The following is a 19,562-nucleotide window of genomic DNA, read 5'->3' on the forward strand; positions in this document are numbered from 1 at the left end:
CGCCAGATGTTTAACCTGATACACCGCAATCACAGGCAAGCCAGCTCCCACACTTGGGTGCATTTCATGGCTGATAATGTGTAAACCTTCCCACCAGAAAACTGCAGCATGACCGGCAAACCCCAATCCTCCTCCAAAATCGCCCAAGTCCTCTTTGGCCTGCTGGCCTACGTCAGCCTGGGGATCGGCTTGGTGGCGATTGTGATACCGGGGTTGCCCACCACCGAATTCATCTTGCTCGCCGCCTGGGCCGCCACCAAAAGCTCGCCGCGCCTCAGCGCCTGGCTGGAAAACCACCGCCTGTTCGGGCCGATCCTGTCCAACTGGCGCAATGGCAAGATCATCGCCCGCCGCGCCAAGGTCAGCGCCACCGTGAGCATGTTGCTGTGCGCCGTGCTGATGCTGGTGATGCTCGATCACGGCTGGCCGGTGTACCTGGCAATTGCCGGAATGAGCCTGGGCAACCTGTGGATCTGGTCCCGCCCCGAGCAGCTCGCACGCCCCGTATAACGGCCGGTGTAGGCATTTTCCTACCGCTCATCGCCTATTGCTCATGAATTGATTTGTGACGCCGATGTTTCAGGTACGGCGCCGAATGGACTTGGCTCTTCTGCGTGCATTCCAACAAGTCCATTCGTGAGTGAACCTATGTTCGACACCCTCTCCATCCGCTTGAAAATCGTGTTGCTGTCCGGCCTGTGTCTGCTGGGTGTGATTGCACTGGTGGTCGGCATCAATATCTACAACACCAACCAGAACGATCGGCTGGTCAGTGATTCAAGCTCACGAATGCTCACCGCCAGCGTGGAGCAGTTGCTGCAATCCAAAGCGGCCGAACAGGCCGGCCACTTGCAGCAGACCTTCGGCGAAAACCTGCTGGTGGTCACAGCCCTGGCCGACCAGATCAAAGACCTGCGTCAGTTGGGTATCCAGCGTTCCCTTGAAGCCGGGGCCCTGCGTGAAGAGCTCAACCGCAGCGTCAAAACCGCGTTCGAGCGCAACACCAAAGTGCTGGGCATCTGGTTGTCGTTCGAACCCAACGGGCTGGATGGCAAGGACAGCGAATTCATCGACGACAAGGCACGCGTCTCCAATGAAAAAGGCCGGTTTTCCAGCTACTGGAGTCGTGCTGGCGGCGAAGGCCAGAACACCATCATGGTCGAAGATGACCTGACCAAGACCACCCTCAACCTCAGCGGCACGCCCTACAACATCTGGTACACCTGCCCACGAGACACGCGCAGTACGTGCCTGCTGGACCCGTACGAAGACACGGTGGCCGGCAAACCGGTACTGATGACCACCATTTCCCTGCCGCTGATCGTCGACGGCAAAGTCATCGGTGTGGTCGGCGTGGACATCGCCCTCACCGCCCTGCAAGCGACCACCGATGCTGCGCAGAAAGACCTGTTCAACGGTGCCGCCCACCTGGAGATTCTGTCCAGCACCGGCCTGATCGCCGCCTACAGCGGTGAACCAGCCAAAGTCGGCAAGAACCTGATCGACAGCATCGGCGCCGAAGGCAAAGAGATCGTGCAACTACTGGCCAATGACCGGCCTGTTATCCGTGAACAGGACGACACCATTCGTGCCGTGTACCCGCTCAAGCCGATTGCCGGTGCCAAATCCTGGGGCGTGGTGATCAAGCTGCCCAAAGCGGTGATGCTGGCCGACAACGAAAAACTGCAAGCCGTACTCGACGAGGCCCAGGCAACGGGCACGCTCAAAGCCCTGCTGGTGGCCGCCGCCGCTGGCCTGCTGGGCTTGCTGTTGATCTGGCTGACCGCTACTGGCGTGACCCGCCCTATCAATAGCGTGGCCGCCATGCTCAAGGACATCGCCAGCGGTGACGGCGACCTCACCCAACGCCTGGCCTATGCCAAGAAAGACGAACTGGGCGAGCTGGTGAACTGGTTCAACCGCTTCCTCGACAAACTGCAGCCGACCATTGCGCAGATCAAGCAAAGCATCACCGAAGCTCGTGGGACGGCCGATCAGTCGTCCGCCATTGCGCGCCAGACCAGCGAAGGCATGCAGGTGCAGTTCCGTGAAATCGACCAGGTCGCCACCGCGTCGAACGAAATGAGCGCCACCGCCCACGACGTGGCCAACAGCGCCTCCAATGCCGCCAGCGCGGCACGCGGTGCCGACCAGTCGGCCCGCGAAGGCATGTCGATCATCGAGCAGAGCACCCGCGATATCACCACCCTGGCCGACGAAGTCAGCAAAGCCGTGGGCGAAGTCGAAGCCCTGGCGGTCAACAGCGAGCAAATCGGTTCAGTGCTGGAGGTGATCCGCAGCATTGCCGAACAGACCAACCTGCTGGCGTTGAATGCGGCGATTGAAGCGGCACGCGCCGGGGAAAGCGGACGTGGTTTTGCGGTGGTGGCCGACGAGGTGCGCAACCTGGCCAAACGCACCCAGGACTCGGTGGAAGAAATCCGCCTGGTGATCGAGCGTATCCAGAGCGGCACCCGTGGCGTAGTGGCGACCATGCACTCCAGCCAGCACCAGGCGCAGAGCAATGCCGGGCAGATCCATCAAGCCGTGCAAGCCCTGGGCAAGATCAGCGACGCGGTCACCGTGATCAGCGACATGAACCTGCAAATCGCCAGCGCGGCCGAACAGCAGAGCGCGGTGGCCGAAGAGGTCAACCGCAACGTCTCGGCGATTCGCACCGTGACTGAAACCCTGACCGGCCAGGCTACCGAGTCGGCGGCGATCAGTAGCCAGCTCAATGCGCTGGCCAGCCAGCAGATGAAGTTGATGGATCAGTTCAGGGTCTGACTCGGTTCTGAAACATTGCCCCCTGTAGGAGCGAGCTTGCTCGCGAAAAACGTCAACGATAACGCGTGCTTCCTGAATAAACGCGGCGCCTTTGAGTTCTTCGCGAGCAAGCTCGCTCCTACATATAGAGCAGGACGGTGGTGAATTACCGGCCGGGCCAGGCCTGGACGAACGGCGTCAGGTCTTCCTTCGGCGCCGTACGCGGTGGGTTCTGCGGCGTGCCTAGGTAGAGAAAGCCAATCACTTCTTCATTCGCCGCCAACCCCAGGCCTTTAGCTACATGGGCTGAGTAGGACAATTCGCCGGTACGCCACACCGCACCAATACCCTGGGCGTACGCCGCCAGCAGAATGCCGTGGGCCGCACAGGCGGCGGCCAGCAATTGCTCGGACTTGGGCACTTTGAAATGCTCTTGCACACGTGCAATCACCACCACCACCAGCGGCGCACGCAGCGGGCCGTTCTGGGCCTTGTCGATGGCGGCTTGCGGTGCGTCGGCGTCTTGCAGACGAGCGGCTTCGGCCAACAGCGTGCCCATCTGTTCACGGGCGCAGCCTTCGACGGTGAGGAAACGCCACGGGCGCAGTTGACCGTGATCGGGCGCGCGCATGGCGGCGGCGAACAGCAGGTCGCGCTGCTCCTGGGTCGGTGCCGGGTCGAGCAAACGGGGCACGGAAACACGGTTGAGCAAAGCGTCGAGAGCCTGCATTGGCCACCTCCATAAAAAAATGTGCAGCCATTCTAGCGGGAAAGAATCGGGATGCCACCAAACGATAATTGCTCTTATTCAATCTGCCCTGCCCTGTTAGACTTTGCGCCTTAATTTTCTGCCCTCGTCCAGGAATCTCGATGTTCCGTGCGCTTTTGTACCTGCCTGCAGCGTTGATGGCTTTAAGCCTGACTGCTTGCGATGACGCCCCTCGCTTCACGAAAGCAGAGCCGGGTGAATCGCGGGCCGGTGGCGCGGCGACGGTAAACAAGCGCGACCAGAACGCCTTTTCCTTGCCCTCGGCCAACCTGGCGCCGACGCGGCGCCTGGACTTCAGCGTCGGCAACAGTTTCTTTCGCAACCCGTGGGTGATTGCGCCGTCCACCACCACGGCGCGCGATGGCCTGGGCCCGCTGTTCAATACCAACGCCTGCCAGAACTGCCATATCAAGGATGGCCGTGGCCACCCGCCGCTGCCCGACGCGCCCAATGCCGTATCGATGCTGGTGCGCCTGTCCATCCATCCCTCTATTACAGAGCAGCCAGCCTACGCCAAGCTCATCGAACAGATCGGCGTGGTACCCGAGCCGGTCTACGGCGGGCAACTCCAGGACATGGCGGTGCCTGGCGTTGCGCCGGAAGGCAAGGTGCGGGTCGACTACACACCGGTCAACGTCAGGTTCAAGGACGGCACGCTCGTTGAATTACGCAAGCCCGACCTGCAGATCACCCAACTCGGCTACGGCCCGATGCACCCCGACACACGCTTCTCGGCGCGTATCGCCCCGCCGATGATCGGCCTGGGCCTGCTCGAAGCGATCAGCGATGCCGATATCCTGCGCAACACCGACCCCAAGACCGCCGACAAAGAGGCCATCCTGGGCCGCGCCAATTGGGTCTGGGATGACGCTCAGGCCAAAACTGTCCTCGGGCGTTTTGGCTGGAAAGCCGGGCAGCCCAACCTCAATCAACAAAACGTTCACGCGTTTTCTGGTGATATGGGCCTCACCACGTCCCTGAGACCCTTCGATGACTGCACCGACGCCCAAGTGGCCTGCAAACAGGCGCCCAACGGCAATGGCCCGCAGGGTGAACCGGAAGTCAGCGATAACATCCTGCGCCTGGTGCTGTTCTACACCCGCAACCTCGCGGTGCCCGCACGTCGGGACGTTGATACGCCGCAAGTGCTGGCCGGCAAGAACCTGTTCTACCAGGCCGGTTGCCAGGGCTGTCACAAGCCCAGCTTCACCACCGCCGCCAATGCCGCCGAACCAGAACTGGCCAACCAGGTGATTCGCCCCTACAGCGACCTGCTGTTGCACGATATGGGCGAAGGCCTGGCCGACAACCGTAGCGAATTCAAAGCCACCGGCCGCGACTGGCGCACCCCGCCGCTGTGGGGTATCGGCCTGACGCAAACCGTGAGTGGTCACACCCAGTTCCTGCATGACGGCCGCGCCCGCAACCTGCTTGAAGCCGTGCTGTGGCATGGCGGTGAAGCTCAAGCGGCGCAGCAACATGTGTTGTCGTTCAATGCCGAGCAGCGTGCCGCGTTGCTGGCGTTCCTGAATTCTTTATAAGCTTTGCCCCACTTACAGAAGGGAGCTCGACATGTTTCGTCCCAAGTTGTTGTTCACCAGCCTCGCCGCCCTGGCCTTGGGCGCTTGCTCGCCCCAAGACCCGCAAGCAGTGACCTCGGCAGCCATCGCCAAACAAGTCATCCTGCCAACCTATAGCCGCTGGGTTGAGGCCGACCGTCAACTGGCCGTCAGCGCCCTGGCCTACTGCCAAGGCAAGGAAAGCCTGGACACCGCCCGCGCCGACTTCCTACACGCGCAAAAAGCCTGGGCCGAGTTGCAACCGCTGCTGATCGGCCCGCTGGCCGAAGGCAACCGGGCGTGGCAGGTGCAGTTCTGGCCAGACAAGAAGAACCTGGTCGGCCGCCAGGTCGAGCAACTGGTCAGTGCACAGCCGCAGATCGACGCCGCGGCCCTGGCGAAATCCAGCGTGGTGGTGCAGGGCCTGTCGGCCTACGAATACATCCTCTACGACGCCAAGCCCGACGTCGCCGACGAAGCCCAGAAAGCCCGCTATTGCCCGTTGCTGATGGCTATCGGCGAGCGCCAGAAAGTCCTGGCCGAAGAGATCCTGGCCAGTTGGAACAGCACCGACGGTATGCTCGCGCAAATGACCAAGTTTCCGAACCAGCGCTACGCTGATTCCCACGAAGCCATCGCCGATCTGCTGCGCGTGCAAGTGACCGCCCTGGACACCCTGAAGAAAAAACTCGGCACCCCAATGGGCCGCCAGACCAAGGGCATCCCGCAACCGTTCCAGGCCGATGCCTGGCGCAGCCAGTCGTCCCTGCAGAGCCTGGAAGCCAGCCTCGCCGCGGCTCAGACCGTGTGGGTAGGCGTCGATAACAAAGGCCTGCGTGGCCTGCTGCCGGCGGACCAGAAGCCACTGGCCGAGAAAATCGACGCCGCCTACGCAGCGTCGCTGAAACTGTTCGCCAGCAACCAGCGCACCCTCAACGAGCTGTTGAACGACGACGCCGGGCGCCAGCAACTCAACGACATCTACGACAGCCTCAACGTAGTCCACCGCCTGCATGAAGGTGAACTGGCCAAGGCGCTGGGCGTCCAACTAGGCTTTAACGCCAACGACGGTGACTGATGATGCTCAGGCGACAGGCTTTGGCGGTGGGCAGCGTGCTGCTCAGCGCTATCACCTTGGGTGGCTGGACGCTGTTCAAGCACAAAGACAAAGGCCCGCTGCTGCTGTCGGCCCGCGATGATGCCGACGGCAAGCACTACGCTGTCGGCTATCGCCTGGACGGCAAGCCGGTATTTGCCACTCAGGTCAGCCAGCGCTGCCATGACATCATCAACCACCCGACGTTGCCGATTGCGTTGTTCGTCGCCCGTCGCCCAGGCACCGAGAGCTACCTGATCGACCTGCGCGATGGCAGGCTGCTGCAAACCATCACCTCGAACGCCAACCGCCATTTCTATGGCCATGCGGTGATCCACAAGAGCGGTGACTGGCTGTACGCCACCGAGAACGACACCTCCGACCCTGGCCGCGGCCTGTTGGGTGTGTATAAGTTCGAAGGTGAGCGGCTGGTGCACAGCGGCGAGATATCCACTCACGGCATCGGCCCGCATCAAGTCTCGTGGATGCCCGACGGCGAGACGCTGATCGTGGCCAACGGTGGCATTCGCACCGAAGCCGAAAGCCGGGTAGAAATGAACCTCAACGCCATGGAGCCGAGCCTGGTGCTGATGCGCCGTGACGGCAGCCTGATCAGCAAGGAAACCCTGGCCCAGCAGATGAACAGCGTGCGGCACATGGGCATCGCCAGCGATGGCACCATCCTCACCGGGCAACAGTTCATGGGCCCGTCCCAGGAGCGTTCCGAGTTGCTGGCGATCAAGCGACCGGGGCAGCCGTTCGTGGCGTTCCCGGTGGCTGACGAACAGTTGCAGGCGATGGGGCATTACACCGCCAGCGTGGCGGTGCACAGCGAACTGCGCCTGGTGGCGTTGACGGCACCTCGTGGCAATCGCTTTTTTATCTGGGACATGGACACCGCCGAACTGCGCCTGGATGGGCCCTTGCCTGACTGTGCGGGGGTGGGTGCGGTGGCGGATGGATTTGTGGTGACATCCGGTCAGGGCCGTTGCCGCTTCTATGATTGCCGCCAGGAAAAGTTACTGGCAACACCACTGGAGTTACCGGCGGGGTTCTGGGATAACCACCTGCACCTGGTCTAAAGACCGACGACATCAAAATGGCTGATCGTTCCCACGCTCTGCGTGGGAATGCAACCCGTGACGCTCTGCGTCACTGGCGCTAACGGACGAGACGCAGAGCGTCTCAAGAGGCATTCCCACGCAGAGCGTGGGAACGATCATGAACGCGCCCATCCTGGATGAACGTGTCGTCTGCGGTTTTTTCGCGAGCAAGCTCGCTCCTACAGTTAAAGCATCAGGCGTAAAAAAAGGGCCTCGCATCGCAAGGCCCTTCTCGGGGGTTTGAATCGTTTCAACTTTGCGGCCTCATCGCTTGAGACATGCCGAACATGAATAACAACAGTTCATGGTCGGGCTTGGCCGCCACACTCGTCTTGGCAATGCGTGGCAGCAGGCATTGCCCGCCACCGTCTACCGCACTCAACACTTGTGTACGAGGTTGTTCCCATACCGCCAGGGCCAGGGCTGCAACACCCAATGCCCCGACCAGAAACAAACCTCGTGCTATTTCTAGCTTCATCTGGTTAAACCCTTGATAGCGCTGCCAAACGCCGTCTCGTAAAAGTAGCTGAGTTTTTTCCAGTCGGTATCATTCCACGACGAATGGCGACGCAATTGCAGCATGTCGTGGGACGCGGCCCGATAAGCGGTCAGGCGCTGGCGGCATTTCTCAAAGTCCAGCAAGGCCACTTCCACCGTTGCCGCGTCAGGCTCACCGGTAACCCGCACGAAAATGTGCTTGATATACAGGCAACCGTGTTGCCAGCGGCCTTTGTGCATACGGGCCAAGGTGCCGGCCAACTCTTGCAGCAGGCGCTCGTGGACCGCCTCGCCATACTGTTCGCGGCCACCGGCGGCGTACCAGTTTTCAATCTCGTCGAAACCGTCCAGGGACGCGGTGACCAACAGGGCTTTCCATTGGTGCTCCGGGTCGCGACGTGCTTCGCAAAACACCAGTTCCGGCACACGCACATCCAGCAAACGCAGGCCTTTGAGGGCATCGCGTTCACGCAGCACGGTCGGACGCCCAAAGGGGTGCAGCCAGCTACGGTAAATGTGGCCGGTCTGGCGCTTGCAATAGAGCAAACGGCCATTAGGGCTTATGACCCGTTGCACGCCACTTTCACCACCACGTCGGCGGTTGGGTTCTTCAACCCACTCACCCTGTTGACGCCAGAAAAAATCAAATCGTTCTTCGGGAGCTACATGACTGCCTACTACGCACTCAACTGCCATCCTGTTACCTCTTGCGCAATACATACACTCGCCACATGGCGTAGAGCGGTATGAAGTCCAGGGATTCCTGAACACGGAAACCGGCCTGCTCGAATTCTGCCTCGACAGTAGCAGCCGGTAACACAAACCGGTTTTGGTAACCTTCTTGCTCACCTTTTCTGCGACGACGCACTTCGCTGCGCTTGCGCTTCCAGGCCTTGAAATTGCCGTCTACCCACAGCGAAATAATCACGCTGTCGCGGGTAACACGTTGAAACTCGCGCAGTATTGTCAGCCTGTGCTCTGGCTCACCGATGTGGTGCATCAAGCGCATGCAAAAAATACTGTCGACGGAGTTATCTGGCAAATCGATATCAAAGGCAGAGGTCTGCAAAGGGCGTACCCGTTTCACCACCTCTGCCGGTTGGGCTGCGGTGGCGATCTTCAACATCGACGCCGAATTGTCAGCTCCGATAATCACACGGTTGGGTTTTTCGGCCAGTAACGGCCAGAAACGTCCAGCACCACACGGCAGGTCCAACACCAGCCCCGGCTCGCCGGCCATGGCCAGCGCACCGCGCGCCAACTGCTCGTCGCGCTTGTGGGACAACCGGCGCGCCAGATTGTCCTGATGCTTGAGCAAATATTTCTGGGCGTGTTGATCGTCGTACTTGTCAGAAAATTCCAGCTTGATCGGGGAAGGCATCTTACGTCTCCAGTAACTGATGCCTACGACCTTAAGCAGCGAACTGTGATCAACAGGTCAACTCGTTGTGAAAATCTTGTCCTGTCCAATTGCATACATTTCAAGACTTTACAGAAACATTCAGTAGCACCGGGCCATCTTCGCCGAAAAGCACGCAGTCTGCATCAGCAAAACGACAGACTGAAGGGTCAGGTTTTGACTGGGTTGAGTTCCACATGAAAACGGCAGCCATTAGGCTCCATGGTGCTCAGGCTCACGCTCCAACCCTGGCTTTCGCAGATCCGCTGCACCAGTGACAGGCCGAGGCCAAGGCCCTCGCCACGCTTCTCGCTACCGCGCACGAACGGCTCGAACATCGCTTCGCGCTTCTCTTCGGGGATGCCGACACCGGAGTCCTCCACCGTGAAACCACTGGGCTCCAGGGTCAGGCGGATAAACCCTTGCTCGGTGTAATGCAGTGCGTTGCGCAGCAGGTTGCCCATCACCGCATGCAAGAAGGTGGTGTTGTAGCAGGTGTCCAGGGGGTTGCCTGGCAGGTAGATCAACGTCAGGCCTTTTTTCTCGATGGGCTCGCGCCAGATACCGAGCAGGTCTTCGGCCACCTGGGTGAGGTTGCCTTGGGGCGAACTGGCAGCGTCGTCGTGTTTGGCGCGGGCCAGCATCAGGAAGGTTTGCACCAGCTCGCGCATTTCTTCACAGGCACGGGCAATTCGTTCTACCTGATTGCGACCGCGCTGATCGATGGCCGGGTTTTCGCGCAACAGTTCGCAGGAGCTGGCCAGGACCATCAAGGGCGTGCGCAACTCATGGCTCACATCGCTGGTAAACAATTGCTCACGTGACAGCGCCTGGCGTAAACGCCCCAGGGTGGCGTCGAACGCTACCGCCAGTTCGCCCACTTCATCGGCGGCGTAATCCGGCGCCAGGGGCGGTGCCAGGCCCAACAGTTGGTCACGATGACGGACCTGGCGGGCCAGGCGCACCACCGGCGCCATCACCTTGCGGGCCAGCACCCAGCCGAGGAACGCCGCCAGCGCCAAGCTGAGTACGAACCCCACCAGCACCACCGCAAACAGCACGCGCTCACGCTCTTCGAAATCGCTCTGGTCTTGCAGCAATACATAACGCCGGCCGTCGACCACTTCGACCATGGCGTGGTACGACAGCGCCTCGCGAAACACCTCATGGAACCCCGGGTCCAGATGGCGCAGATCCTTGGGCAGTTCAAAATCGCCACGCCCGCCGCTGAAATAGAACAGCTGGTCCGGCTCTGGCCGGTGGCTCCAGTCTTCAACGCTGTCCATCAGCAACAGGCGCTGCAGGTCACCGCCCAGGCCAGCCGAGATCAACTTCTCCTCCACCAGGTGCACCGTCGCGATGATGCCGATGGCGAAGGCCCCCGCCACCAACGCACTCATCAAGGCGAAGGCGATGATGATGCGTTGGGCAAGGCTTTGCTTAAACTCCATCACGACCCTCGGCCAGGCGATAACCCACACCGTGCACCGTTTGCAGTAGCGGTTTGGCGAAGGGCTTGTCGATCACTTGGCGCAATTGATGAACGTGGCTGCGCAGGCTGTCGCTGTCCGGGCAGTCGTCGCCCCACAGGGCTTCTTCGAGAATTTCCCGGCGCAGAACGTGCGGGCTTTTTTGCATCAGCACGGCGAGCAGTTTCAGGCCCACGGGGTTGAGCTTGAGCAAGCGCCCTTCGCGGGTGACTTCCAGCGTATCGAGGTCGTAGTTCAGGTCACCCACTTGCAGGGCACGACGCCCGCCACCCTGGGCACGGCGCAACACCGCTTCGATACGCGCAGCCAGTTCCGACAAGGCGAAGGGTTTGAGCAGGTAGTCATCGGCGCCGGACTTGAAGCCCTGCAGCCGGTCGTCCAGTTGGTCGCGAGCGGTAAGCATGATCACCGGCGTGTCGCGGCGCGCGTCTTCGCGCAGGCGTTTGCACAGGGTGTAGCCATCGATGCCGGGCAACATGATGTCGAGCACGATCAGGTCGTAATGCTCGGTGGCTGCCAGGTGCAGGCCCGACAAACCGTCCTGCGCACAGTCCACTGTGTAGCCTTTGAGCCCCAGGTAATCGGCCAGGTTGGCGAGGATATCGCGGTTGTCTTCAACCAATAGAATTCGCATGGGCAGTGTCTCCGTACGCGGTAACGGCCGTGTTGGCTCGCGCAGCTTAAGGCCAAGCGGGGCTCAGGGATAGAGCGCAGAGCCCCGCCGATAAAGCTTTTCAACTGTTTTTAGAGCCAAACAAGTTTTTCACTATAGCTTCACAAACTGACTACAGCCTCAGGAAGAAGATCGCCCCCCATTGATCTAAGGAACATAGACATGGGTTTTTTCAAAACCGCGCCAATGCGTTATTTGCTGTTGATCACCGGGGCTTGGTTAGTGGTTTTCCTGCTCACCCGCAGTGTGCTGCTCATCACTCACCTGGATGAAGTCGGCGGCAACCTGCTGCCGGTGTTTGGCGTAGGTGTGCTCTACGACCTGGCCTTCCTCGCCTATGCAGCCTTGCCGCTTGGCCTGTATTTGCTGCTCTGCCCACCCGCCCTATGGCGCCGCCGTGGCCATCGCTGGTTCCTGCAAGCGGTGCTGACCGTCAGCCTGTTCGCCATGCTGTTCACCTCTGTAGCCGAATGGTTGTTCTGGGATGAGTTTGGCGTGCGCTTCAACTTTATCGCTGTCGATTACCTGGTGTACTCCGATGAGGTACTGAACAACCTGCTGGAGTCTTATCCGATCGGCAAGCTGCTGAGCCTGCTGGCAATGCTGGCGTTGATTCTGAGCGTGGCTCTGCGCAAACCCTTCAATGCCGCGATGGCAGCGCCATTGCCTCCATTGCGTGGCCGTGTGATCAACGCCCTGGGCCTGCTGGTGCTCGCCGGCCTCAGCCTGCAACTGGTCAGCCAGGACAGCCCGCGCACCCAAGGCGGCAACGCGTACAACAACGAATTGGCCAGCAATGGCCCCTATCAGTTCTTTGCCGCGTTCCGTAACAACGAACTGGACTACACCCAGTTTTACAAAAGCCTGCCGACCGACGTCGTCGCCAAGCAGTTGCGCGCCGAACTGAGTGAACCCAACGCCCGCTTTCTCGACCAGGACCCGCTGGACATTCGCCGTGCCATCACCAACCCCGGCACACTGCGCAAGCCCAACATCGTACTGGTGACCATCGAGAGCTTCAGCGCCAAGTACATGGGCAGTAATGGCGATGCGCGCAACCTCACGCCCAATCTGGATGCGTTGCGCCAACAGAGCCTGTACTTCAATAACTTCTACGCCACCGGTACGCGCACCGACCGCGGCCTGGAAGCCATTACCCTGGCAGTCCCGCCGACGCCGGGGCGTTCGATCGTCAAGCGCATCGGCCGCGAAAGCGGGTTCGCCAGCCTGGGGCAACAGCTCTCGGCCATCGGTTATGACAGCGTGTTTGTCTATGGCGGGCGCGGTTACTTCGACAATATGAACGCGTTCTTCAGCGGCAACGGCTATCGGGTGGTGGACCAGAGCAGCGTGCCAGAGTCGGAAATCTCGTTCAAAAACGCCTGGGGCATGGCCGACGAAGACCTGTTCAAACAGACCTTGAAACTGGCCGACGCCGACTACGCCAAGCAACAGCCGTTCCTGCTGCAACTGATGACCACCTCCAACCACCGTCCTTATACCTACCCGGACGGGCGCATCGACATCAAATCCGGCAAGGGTCGCGACGGCGCGGTGAAATACACCGACTACGCCATCGGCCAGTTCCTTGAGGCAGCGCGCCAGAAGCCGTGGTTCGATAACACGATCTTCGTGTTCGTTGCCGACCACACCGCCGGCAGCGCGGGCAAGGAAGACTTGCCTATCACCAACTACCAGATCCCGCTGTTTATCTACGCGCCCAAGCTGATCGACGCACGGGAATCCGCCCAACTGTCCAGCCAGATCGACCTGGCGCCAACCTTGTTGGGCCTGCTCAACCTGAGCTACGAATCGACATTCTTTGGCCGCAACCTGCTGCAAGACAACCCATTACCTCCACGGGTGGTGGTGGGCAATTACCAGCACCTGGGTCTGTTTGATGGCAAGGACCTGGCAATCCTCAGCCCGCGCCAAGGCTTGCGTCGCCACGACCAGGCCCTGGGCGAGAGCCAGGAGCTGCGCGTTGGTAGCGATGACCCCTTGATTCAACGGGCGATCACCTACTACCAGGCCGCCAGTTATGACTACAAACAGCAACTGCTGAGCTGGAAAGCGCCCAAGGAAGAGGCACCAGTCTTAAGCAAACGCTAATCAAAAAGCCCCGCGCAGGTGAGCGCGGGCTTTTTTACCAAGGTTCAAGATGAAATCCCCCTCCTCTTTACCGGTTTCCAAACCGCTTGATTTTTGGCTGTGCCTGGGCCTGCCTGCCAGCGCTGCAGTGGCCTTGCTGTTGCTGGAGCTGACGTCACTGGACATGGACCTGGCCAGGCTTTTCTACAGTGCAGAGGCTGGCGGCTTCATTGGCCGCTATAGCTTCTTCCTTGAAGACATCCTGCATGACCGTGCCAAGCAACTGGTGATCCTGTTTTCGGTGCTGGCGATTCTGGGCCTGGTCGGCAGCTTCATCCTGCAGCGACTCAAACCGTACCGCCGTGAACTGGTGTGCCTGGTGCTGTCGCTGGGAATGGCGACGGCGTTCGTGTCGCCATTGAAAACCATCACCGCCGTGCAATGCCCCTGGAGCCTCAAGGAGTTCGGCGGCCAGGAAACCTACAGTGAACTGCTCAGCCCGCGCCCACCTACCGATAAACCCGGCCGTTGCTGGCCCGGCGGACATGCCGCCACCGGGTTCGCCTTGTTCGCCTGGTTCTTTGCCTTGCGGGATCGACGGCCGCGGCTGGCCCGATATGCGTTCATCTTTGCCGTCAGCCTGGGCAGCGTGTTTTCAGTCAGCCGTATGCTGCAAGGGGCGCATTTCTTTTCCCACAATGTGTGGACAGCGATCTTTTGCTGGCTGATCTGCCTCGGGCTGTATTGCTTGTTGCTGTACCGGCCTAATCGCATTCTCCTGTAGGAGCGAGCTTGCTCGCGAAAAACGCACAGGCGCCGCGTTTACTCAGCAAGCACGCTTTACCGTTGACGTTTTTCGCGAGCAAGCTCGCTCCTACAGAGGAAGGCAAGCCGTGCATAAAAAAGCCCCGCCTGCATCACTGCAGGCGGGGCTTTTTATTGTGCAGGGTAAGGCTGGCTTACATCATGCCGCCCATGCCACCCATGCCGCCCATGTCTGGCATACCGCCGCCAGCCGAGCCTTCTTTCTTCGGTGCTTCAGCGATCGCAGCTTCGGTGGTCAGGATCAGACCGCCGATGGAGGATGCTGCTTGCAGCGCGGAACGAGTCACCTTGGTTGGATCCAGGATGCCCATTTCGATCATGTCGCCGTACACGCCAGTCGCAGCGTTGTAACCGTAGTTACCTTTGCCGTTCTTGACTTCGTTGACCACAACGCTTGGCTCGTCGCCGGAGTTGGCAGCGATCTGGCGCAGCGGTGCTTCAACGGCACGGCGCAGTACAGCGATACCAACGTTCTGGTCAGCGTTGTCGCCGGTCAGGTCAGTCAGGGCTTCCAGAGCACGGATCAGCGCAACGCCACCGCCAGGTACCACGCCTTCTTCAACGGCTGCACGGGTTGCGTGCAGGGCGTCTTCAACGCGGGCCTTCTTCTCTTTCATTTCAACTTCGGAGCCAGCGCCAACCTTGATCACTGCTACACCGCCAGACAGCTTGGCCAGGCGCTCTTGCAGTTTTTCACGGTCGTAGTCCGAGGAAGTCTCGGCAACCTGGGCACGGATCTGAGCGATACGGGACTCGATGTCGCCTTCAACGCCAGCACCGTCAACGATGATGGTGTTTTCCTTGGACAGGGTCACGCGCTTGGCACTACCCAGGTTTTCCAGGGTGGCGCTTTCCAGGCTCAGGCCGATCTCTTCGGAGATAACGGTACCGCCGGTCAGAACGGCGATGTCCTGCAGCATGGCCTTGCGACGGTCGCCGAAGCCTGGAGCCTTGACGGCTGCAACCTTGACGATGCCACGCATGTTGTTCACAACCAGAGTCGCCAGGGCTTCGCCTTCAACGTCTTCAGCCACGATCAGCAGTGGGCGGCCGGCTTTGGCAACGGCTTCCAGCACTGGCAGCATTTCGCGGATGTTGGAGATCTTTTTGTCGACCAGCAGGATCAGCGGGCTGTCCAGCTCGGCAACCATGGTGTCCGGCTTGTTGACGAAGTACGGGGACAGGTAGCCACGGTCGAACTGCATGCCTTCTACAACCGACAGTTCGTTTTCCAGGCCCGAGCCTTCTTCAACGGTGATCACGCCTTCTTTACCGACTTTTTCCATGGCTTCGGCAATGATGTCGCCGATGGAGCTGTCGGAGTTGGCAGAGATGGTGCCTACCTGAGCGATGGCCTTGGTGTCGGCGCATGGCTTGGACAGGTTCTTCAGCTCTTTGACGATGGCGATGGTCGCCTTGTCGATGCCGCGCTTGAGGTCCATCGGGTTCATGCCGGCAGCAACGGCCTTCAGGCCTTCGTTGACGATCGACTGAGCCAGTACGGTTGCGGTGGTAGTACCGTCACCTGCGTCATCGTTGGCACGGGAGGCAACGTCTTTGACCAGCTGCGCGCCCATGTTTTCGAAACGGTCTTCCAGTTCGATCTCTTTGGCTACGGAAACGCCGTCCTTGGTGATGGTCGGAGCGCCGAAGCTCTTCTCGATGATCACGTTACGGCCTTTCGGGCCCAGGGTCGCTTTTACTGCGTCAGCCAGTACGTTGACGCCAGTGAGCATTTTCTTGCGGGCGGAGTCGCCGAATTTAACTTCTTTAGCAGCCATGATCGATATTCCTTAAATACTTTGTAGTAACGGGAAAATGAGCGGGGAAATCAGCCTTCCAGTACAGCGAGAATTTCGTTCTCAGCCATTACCAGCAGGTCTTCGCCGTCGACTTTCACAGTGTTGCTGCCGGAGTAAGGGCCGAAAACAACCTTGTCACCCACTTTCACGGCCAGCGCACGTACTTCACCGTTTTCCAGGGTCTTGCCTGGGCCAGCAGCGACGATCACACCGTGGTTGGCTTTTTCAGCAGCCGAACCTGGCAGAACGATCCCGCCAGCGGTTTTCTTTTCTTCTTCGCTGCGACGGATGACGACGCGGTCGTGCAGAGGACGAAGCTTGCTCATTGTCGATCTCTCCTAATTGTGTTTTTCATCGGCCGGTTCAATCCGGCGGGTTAAATTCCGGCGGTGCCGGTCGCGGCTCGCTGGGCGAGACGCGGAAGTCTGTCTAGTGTCACCACCAGAAACCTTGCGGTGACCGTTACATAAGGGCGCCTAGGCTTATTACAAGGGGCCGGGGATGAAATTTTTTGTGTCGGCTCAAGGGTAAATGCAACACGGCACCCGAAGGTGCCGTGCCGGTGAAGCGGTTATTTGTTGTCGCGGTGTTCGAATTCGCCTTCGATCACATCACCTTCACGCCCCAGGGGTTGGCGCGGAGCCGGGCCACCACGGGGTTGCAGGTCGTCGGCGAACGCACGCTGGCGCATCGCCGCCTCTTCAGCACGCTGGCGCATTTTGCCGGCCAGCAGCTTGCGGGTGAACGGCAGCAACAGCACCAGGCCGAGCACGTCGCTGATAAAACCCGGCAGGATCAGCAGGCCACCGGCCAGGGCCATCATCAGGCCCTCAAGCATGGTCTGGGCCGGCAGTTCGCCGCGGTTCAGGCTTTCACGGGCACGCAGCGCGGTCGCCAGGCCGGCGACACGCAGCACCAGGACGCCGAGCATGGAGCCTACGATGATCAGCAACAGCGCCGGGAAAAACCCGATCGCACCGCTGACTTTAACGAATACGAACAGCTCCAGCACCGGGAACAGCAGAAAGAGCAATAAAAAAGGGCGCATCAAATGGTTCCTCAACGCAAGAATGCCTTGCCAGTCCACCTTAGATGACGTCGCCGTTGTGTAAATTCAAGCGTCAACCGTGGTTTTTTTCGGCCACACCTCGGCGTGAGCCAATGAAACCAGGGCTTCGCGTACTTGTGTCGGTGTGTTGCAAGGCGTCTCGAAAGGCAACCAGTGCAGGGATTGGCCGATACGCAAGTGCATGCCTTCGCTGTCGATGCCGGCCAGCTGTGCTGGCTCGCTGGTCGGCAAACCGCCGAGGTCGACGTAATGGGCGATGGCCTTGGTGTGATCACTGTTCATGTGCTCGATCATGCTGCGCTCGGCCTTGCCCGCAAACGGGTTGGTCAAGGTCAACTGGTCGACCCAATGGATCGCGCCAAACCCACCGATATAACGGTGGCGCACCGGCTTGAGCACCCAGAAATCGAAATCGTGGGCCTTGTGGTAGTTGGCCGAATCAGGGAAGTAGCGGTAGTAGCGCTCGGCCGCAGCTTCGATGGCGGCGGGGTCTTCCAGCTTCTCGGCTTCGGCCAGGTAGGTCAGGCGCCCCACGGCTTGCACATCATCGGCCTCACGCTCACCCACCAACAGCGAACACTTGGGATCTTTTTGCAGGTTATGGGTGTGCTGGGCAATGCGGCTGATCAGGATCAGCGGGCGGCCCTGCTCGTCCAGGCAGTAGGGCACCACCGAGCCAAAGGGAAAGCCGGGCATGGCTTTGGACTGTGTGGCGAGCGCCCCACGGTATTCCTTGAGCAACAGCTCTCGGGCGTTCTTGGCAACCTGCGTGCTCAATAGATGACTCCTCGGGTGTTCCGCGGCCCATGGCATATGGGAATGGATCTCAACACAAGGTAATCAATATCTGCGCAGGTTGCCAGAGTGGCCGACGCCGGTTTACCAGGCCACGCCGAAGCCTGCGGTGTAGCGGGTCTTGCTCAAGCTGCTGTCGGAGTCGCCGCTGATGACGTCACGCTCGGCCTTGAGGTTGAGGGACGCCCATTCGGTGACTTTGTAGCGCAGGCCCATCTCGGCATCCAGGGAGTAATCGGCCGGACCGTCCAGAGGCTTGCCCAATTCGCCGTTGGTGAAGAACTCCACGGTCTTGCCCACCAGGTAGCGGTTGTAGTTCCACTTCATGGCCAGAGAGTAAAAGTTGTCCTTGCCGCCGTCGGCATATTCGTAATCGGTGCGGTTGACCAGCGAACCGAGGGAGAACGCGCCCAACTCATCATCCCAGAACTGGTAGCCCGGGCCGGTACCCACGGTGCGCTGGCGCGCCAGGTCCTCGACCTTGTCGCGCTTGTAGGTCAGGCGCCCCTGCCAGAACCAGTGCTCGGTGATAAAGCGGTCCAGGTCGTATTCCAGGGCCCAGTTGTCGGTGGTGGTGACGTCGTCCTGGAACTCGCGGTTGTATTCGCCCTTGCCCGTATGACGCCACTGGCCGTGACGGGCCGAGGTCTTGAAGTCGATGTCGTAGTCGTTGGTGTCTTTGTCCGCGCGCTTGTAGTCCAGCGCCAGGTCGACGTTACCCTTCCACACCAGGTCTTCGATCACGGGCTTGGGCTTCATGATCTGTTGGATACTGGCCAGTTCCACCGTCTTGGGCGCCTCGCCATTGGCCAGCACCACCTTGCCATCATCCGATGCCTGCAAGGATTTGGCCTTTTCACCGCTGTAGGCGTCCTGCTTGACCAGCAGCTCCTGGTCACTTTCCAGGGTTTTGACCTGTTTCCAGTCCACCGGAATGGAGCCTGCGTAGTCGGTTTGGATCAGCAACTTGCCACCGTCGAAGACTTTGATCTTGCCGGTGAGCCGGTCACCGTTTTTCAACCAGACGGTATCGGCGAGCAAGGGCGTGGAAGCACTGAAAACAGCAAGGCACAACAGGGTTCTGGACAACATAAGCAAGTACGGGACTCGGGGTTGGCGAAAATAAGGGGCGTTATAGTGTTACATGGCTAGAACTGACTCAAGGATTTATATTGAGTTCAATACTCATCGTCATGTTTACAGACGTTTCTGACAAAACAACGACGATCTCAACGGATATACCCACAGTGATCCTACCCGCCGATACGCCACAAAGCCCCGCCGAGATGCGCCGCACCGCACTCTACCTGACGTTGTCGCAGGTGCCCGAAGGCTGCGTGGTGAGTTACGGCGAGCTGGCCCACCTGGCCGGTTTGGGGCGGGCTGCCCGCTGGGTCGGGCGCACCCTGAGCCAGTTGCCGAAAGACACGCGGTTGCCCTGGCATCGGGTGCTGGCTGCCGGTGGTCGGATAAGTTTGCCGGTGGGCAGCGCCTCGGGTGACGAACAACGTGCGCGTTTACGTAGCGAAGGCGTCACCATCCTGAACAATCGTGTTGATATTCAGCGTCATGGCTGGCGCCCGGTAGAGCACAGCGGTTAGAGTGCGCGCTTTGTTTCCGCAAATCT

At 60.0% G+C, this 19,562-nt stretch carries 19 protein-coding genes; 8 read left to right on the forward strand and 11 right to left on the reverse strand.

Annotation, left to right across the window (positions count from 1 at the left end; genetic code table 11):
- The first annotated feature begins 108 nt into the window (after positions 1-108).
- Both HBO10_RS15240 and HBO10_RS15245 read left to right on the forward strand, forming a co-directional pair.
- Entirely contained in the window at positions 109-510 is a 402-nt protein-coding gene (locus HBO10_RS15240; RefSeq protein WP_014719757.1) for a YbaN family protein, read from the forward strand.
- Between the two features lie 138 nt (positions 511-648).
- A complete protein-coding gene (locus HBO10_RS15245) occupies positions 649-2,787 on the forward strand; it encodes a methyl-accepting chemotaxis protein (protein ID WP_034128617.1) in 2,139 nt (712 codons plus the stop codon).
- A gap of 145 nt (positions 2,788-2,932) precedes the next feature.
- Here HBO10_RS15245 and HBO10_RS15250 read toward each other — a convergent pair whose 3' ends face one another.
- The gene (locus HBO10_RS15250; protein ID WP_034128618.1) at positions 2,933-3,496 is read right to left on the reverse strand and encodes an NAD(P)H nitroreductase; all 564 of its coding nucleotides are present in this window, start codon (positions 3,494-3,496) and stop codon (positions 2,933-2,935) included.
- 140 nt (positions 3,497-3,636) lie between these two features.
- Here HBO10_RS15250 and HBO10_RS15255 point away from each other — a divergent pair, with 140 nt between their 5' ends.
- Genes HBO10_RS15255 through HBO10_RS15265 form a run of 3 tightly spaced genes read left to right on the forward strand, consistent with a single transcriptional unit; the run spans position 3,637 to position 7,272 of the window.
- The gene (locus HBO10_RS15255) at positions 3,637-5,076 is read left to right on the forward strand and encodes a di-heme oxidoredictase family protein (RefSeq protein ID WP_034128619.1); all 1,440 of its coding nucleotides are present in this window, start codon (positions 3,637-3,639) and stop codon (positions 5,074-5,076) included.
- A gap of 31 nt (positions 5,077-5,107) precedes the next feature.
- The gene (locus HBO10_RS15260; protein ID WP_020301348.1) at positions 5,108-6,172 is read left to right on the forward strand and encodes an imelysin family protein; all 1,065 of its coding nucleotides are present in this window, start codon (positions 5,108-5,110) and stop codon (positions 6,170-6,172) included.
- A 2-nt stretch (positions 6,173-6,174) separates the two neighbouring features.
- Positions 6,175-7,272, forward strand: coding sequence for a DUF1513 domain-containing protein (locus tag HBO10_RS15265; RefSeq protein ID WP_034128709.1), 1,098 nt, complete (start codon positions 6,175-6,177; stop codon positions 7,270-7,272).
- A 271-nt stretch (positions 7,273-7,543) separates the two neighbouring features.
- On the opposite strand, the gene HBO10_RS15270 is transcribed toward HBO10_RS15265, so the two are convergent.
- The 5 genes from HBO10_RS15270 to colR form a co-directional block, all read right to left on the reverse strand.
- Positions 7,544-7,771, reverse strand: coding sequence for a hypothetical protein (locus HBO10_RS15270; protein WP_003193932.1), 228 nt, complete (start codon positions 7,769-7,771; stop codon positions 7,544-7,546).
- Positions 7,768-8,487, reverse strand: a complete 720-nt coding sequence (locus tag HBO10_RS15275; protein WP_019817333.1) for a lipopolysaccharide kinase InaA family protein — start codon at positions 8,485-8,487, stop codon at positions 7,768-7,770. The genes HBO10_RS15270 and HBO10_RS15275 overlap by 4 nt, the downstream gene beginning before the upstream one ends.
- Positions 8,488-8,491: 4 nt before the next feature.
- A complete protein-coding gene (locus HBO10_RS15280) occupies positions 8,492-9,172 on the reverse strand; it encodes a class I SAM-dependent methyltransferase (protein ID WP_034128620.1) in 681 nt (226 codons plus the stop codon).
- A gap of 188 nt (positions 9,173-9,360) precedes the next feature.
- The gene (locus HBO10_RS15285) at positions 9,361-10,641 is read right to left on the reverse strand and encodes a HAMP domain-containing sensor histidine kinase (protein WP_034128621.1); all 1,281 of its coding nucleotides are present in this window, start codon (positions 10,639-10,641) and stop codon (positions 9,361-9,363) included.
- Positions 10,631-11,314 carry a two-component system response regulator ColR gene (gene colR / locus HBO10_RS15290; protein WP_003208587.1) on the reverse strand — a complete coding sequence of 228 codons (684 nt, stop codon included), beginning with the start codon at positions 11,312-11,314 and terminating at the stop codon, positions 10,631-10,633. The genes HBO10_RS15285 and colR overlap by 11 nt, the downstream gene beginning before the upstream one ends.
- Before the next feature lie 201 nt (positions 11,315-11,515).
- Between colR and HBO10_RS15295 the strand changes: the two genes are divergently transcribed.
- Positions 11,516-13,465 (forward strand): LTA synthase family protein, encoded by a 1,950-nt coding sequence (locus tag HBO10_RS15295; RefSeq protein WP_034128622.1) that lies wholly within the window; start codon positions 11,516-11,518, stop codon positions 13,463-13,465.
- Between the two features lie 49 nt (positions 13,466-13,514).
- Positions 13,515-14,228, forward strand: a complete 714-nt coding sequence (locus tag HBO10_RS15300) for a phosphatase PAP2 family protein (RefSeq protein WP_034128623.1) — start codon at positions 13,515-13,517, stop codon at positions 14,226-14,228.
- 175 nt (positions 14,229-14,403) lie between these two features.
- On the opposite strand, the gene groL is transcribed toward HBO10_RS15300, so the two are convergent.
- The 5 genes from groL to HBO10_RS15325 all read right to left on the reverse strand — a co-directional run bounded on the left by groL (position 14,404) and on the right by HBO10_RS15325 (position 19,027).
- Positions 14,404-16,050: a chaperonin GroEL gene (gene groL / locus HBO10_RS15305; RefSeq protein WP_034128624.1), complete on the reverse strand. Its 1,647-nt coding sequence runs from the start codon at positions 16,048-16,050 to the stop codon at positions 14,404-14,406.
- A 50-nt stretch (positions 16,051-16,100) separates the two neighbouring features.
- On the reverse strand, positions 16,101-16,397 hold the full coding sequence (locus tag HBO10_RS15310) for a co-chaperone GroES (RefSeq protein ID WP_017846112.1): 297 nt from the start codon (positions 16,395-16,397) through the stop codon (positions 16,101-16,103).
- Between the two features lie 245 nt (positions 16,398-16,642).
- Positions 16,643-17,119 (reverse strand): FxsA family protein, encoded by a 477-nt coding sequence (locus tag HBO10_RS15315; protein WP_034128625.1) that lies wholly within the window; start codon positions 17,117-17,119, stop codon positions 16,643-16,645.
- A gap of 66 nt (positions 17,120-17,185) precedes the next feature.
- Complete coding sequence (locus HBO10_RS15320) at positions 17,186-17,917, reverse strand: HugZ family protein (RefSeq protein WP_034128626.1); 732 nt, start codon at positions 17,915-17,917, stop codon at positions 17,186-17,188.
- A gap of 102 nt (positions 17,918-18,019) precedes the next feature.
- On the reverse strand, positions 18,020-19,027 hold the full coding sequence (locus HBO10_RS15325; RefSeq protein ID WP_034128627.1) for a DUF481 domain-containing protein: 1,008 nt from the start codon (positions 19,025-19,027) through the stop codon (positions 18,020-18,022).
- A 155-nt stretch (positions 19,028-19,182) separates the two neighbouring features.
- On the opposite strand from HBO10_RS15325, the gene HBO10_RS15330 reads away from it, so the two are divergent.
- Entirely contained in the window at positions 19,183-19,536 is a 354-nt protein-coding gene (locus tag HBO10_RS15330) for an MGMT family protein (protein WP_080757732.1), read from the forward strand.
- The last annotated feature ends 26 nt before the right edge of the window (positions 19,537-19,562 follow it).

It is taken from the genome of Pseudomonas sp. WS 5503, from assembly GCF_012985385.1.
Lineage (GTDB): Bacteria > Pseudomonadota > Gammaproteobacteria > Pseudomonadales > Pseudomonadaceae > Aquipseudomonas > Aquipseudomonas paracarnis.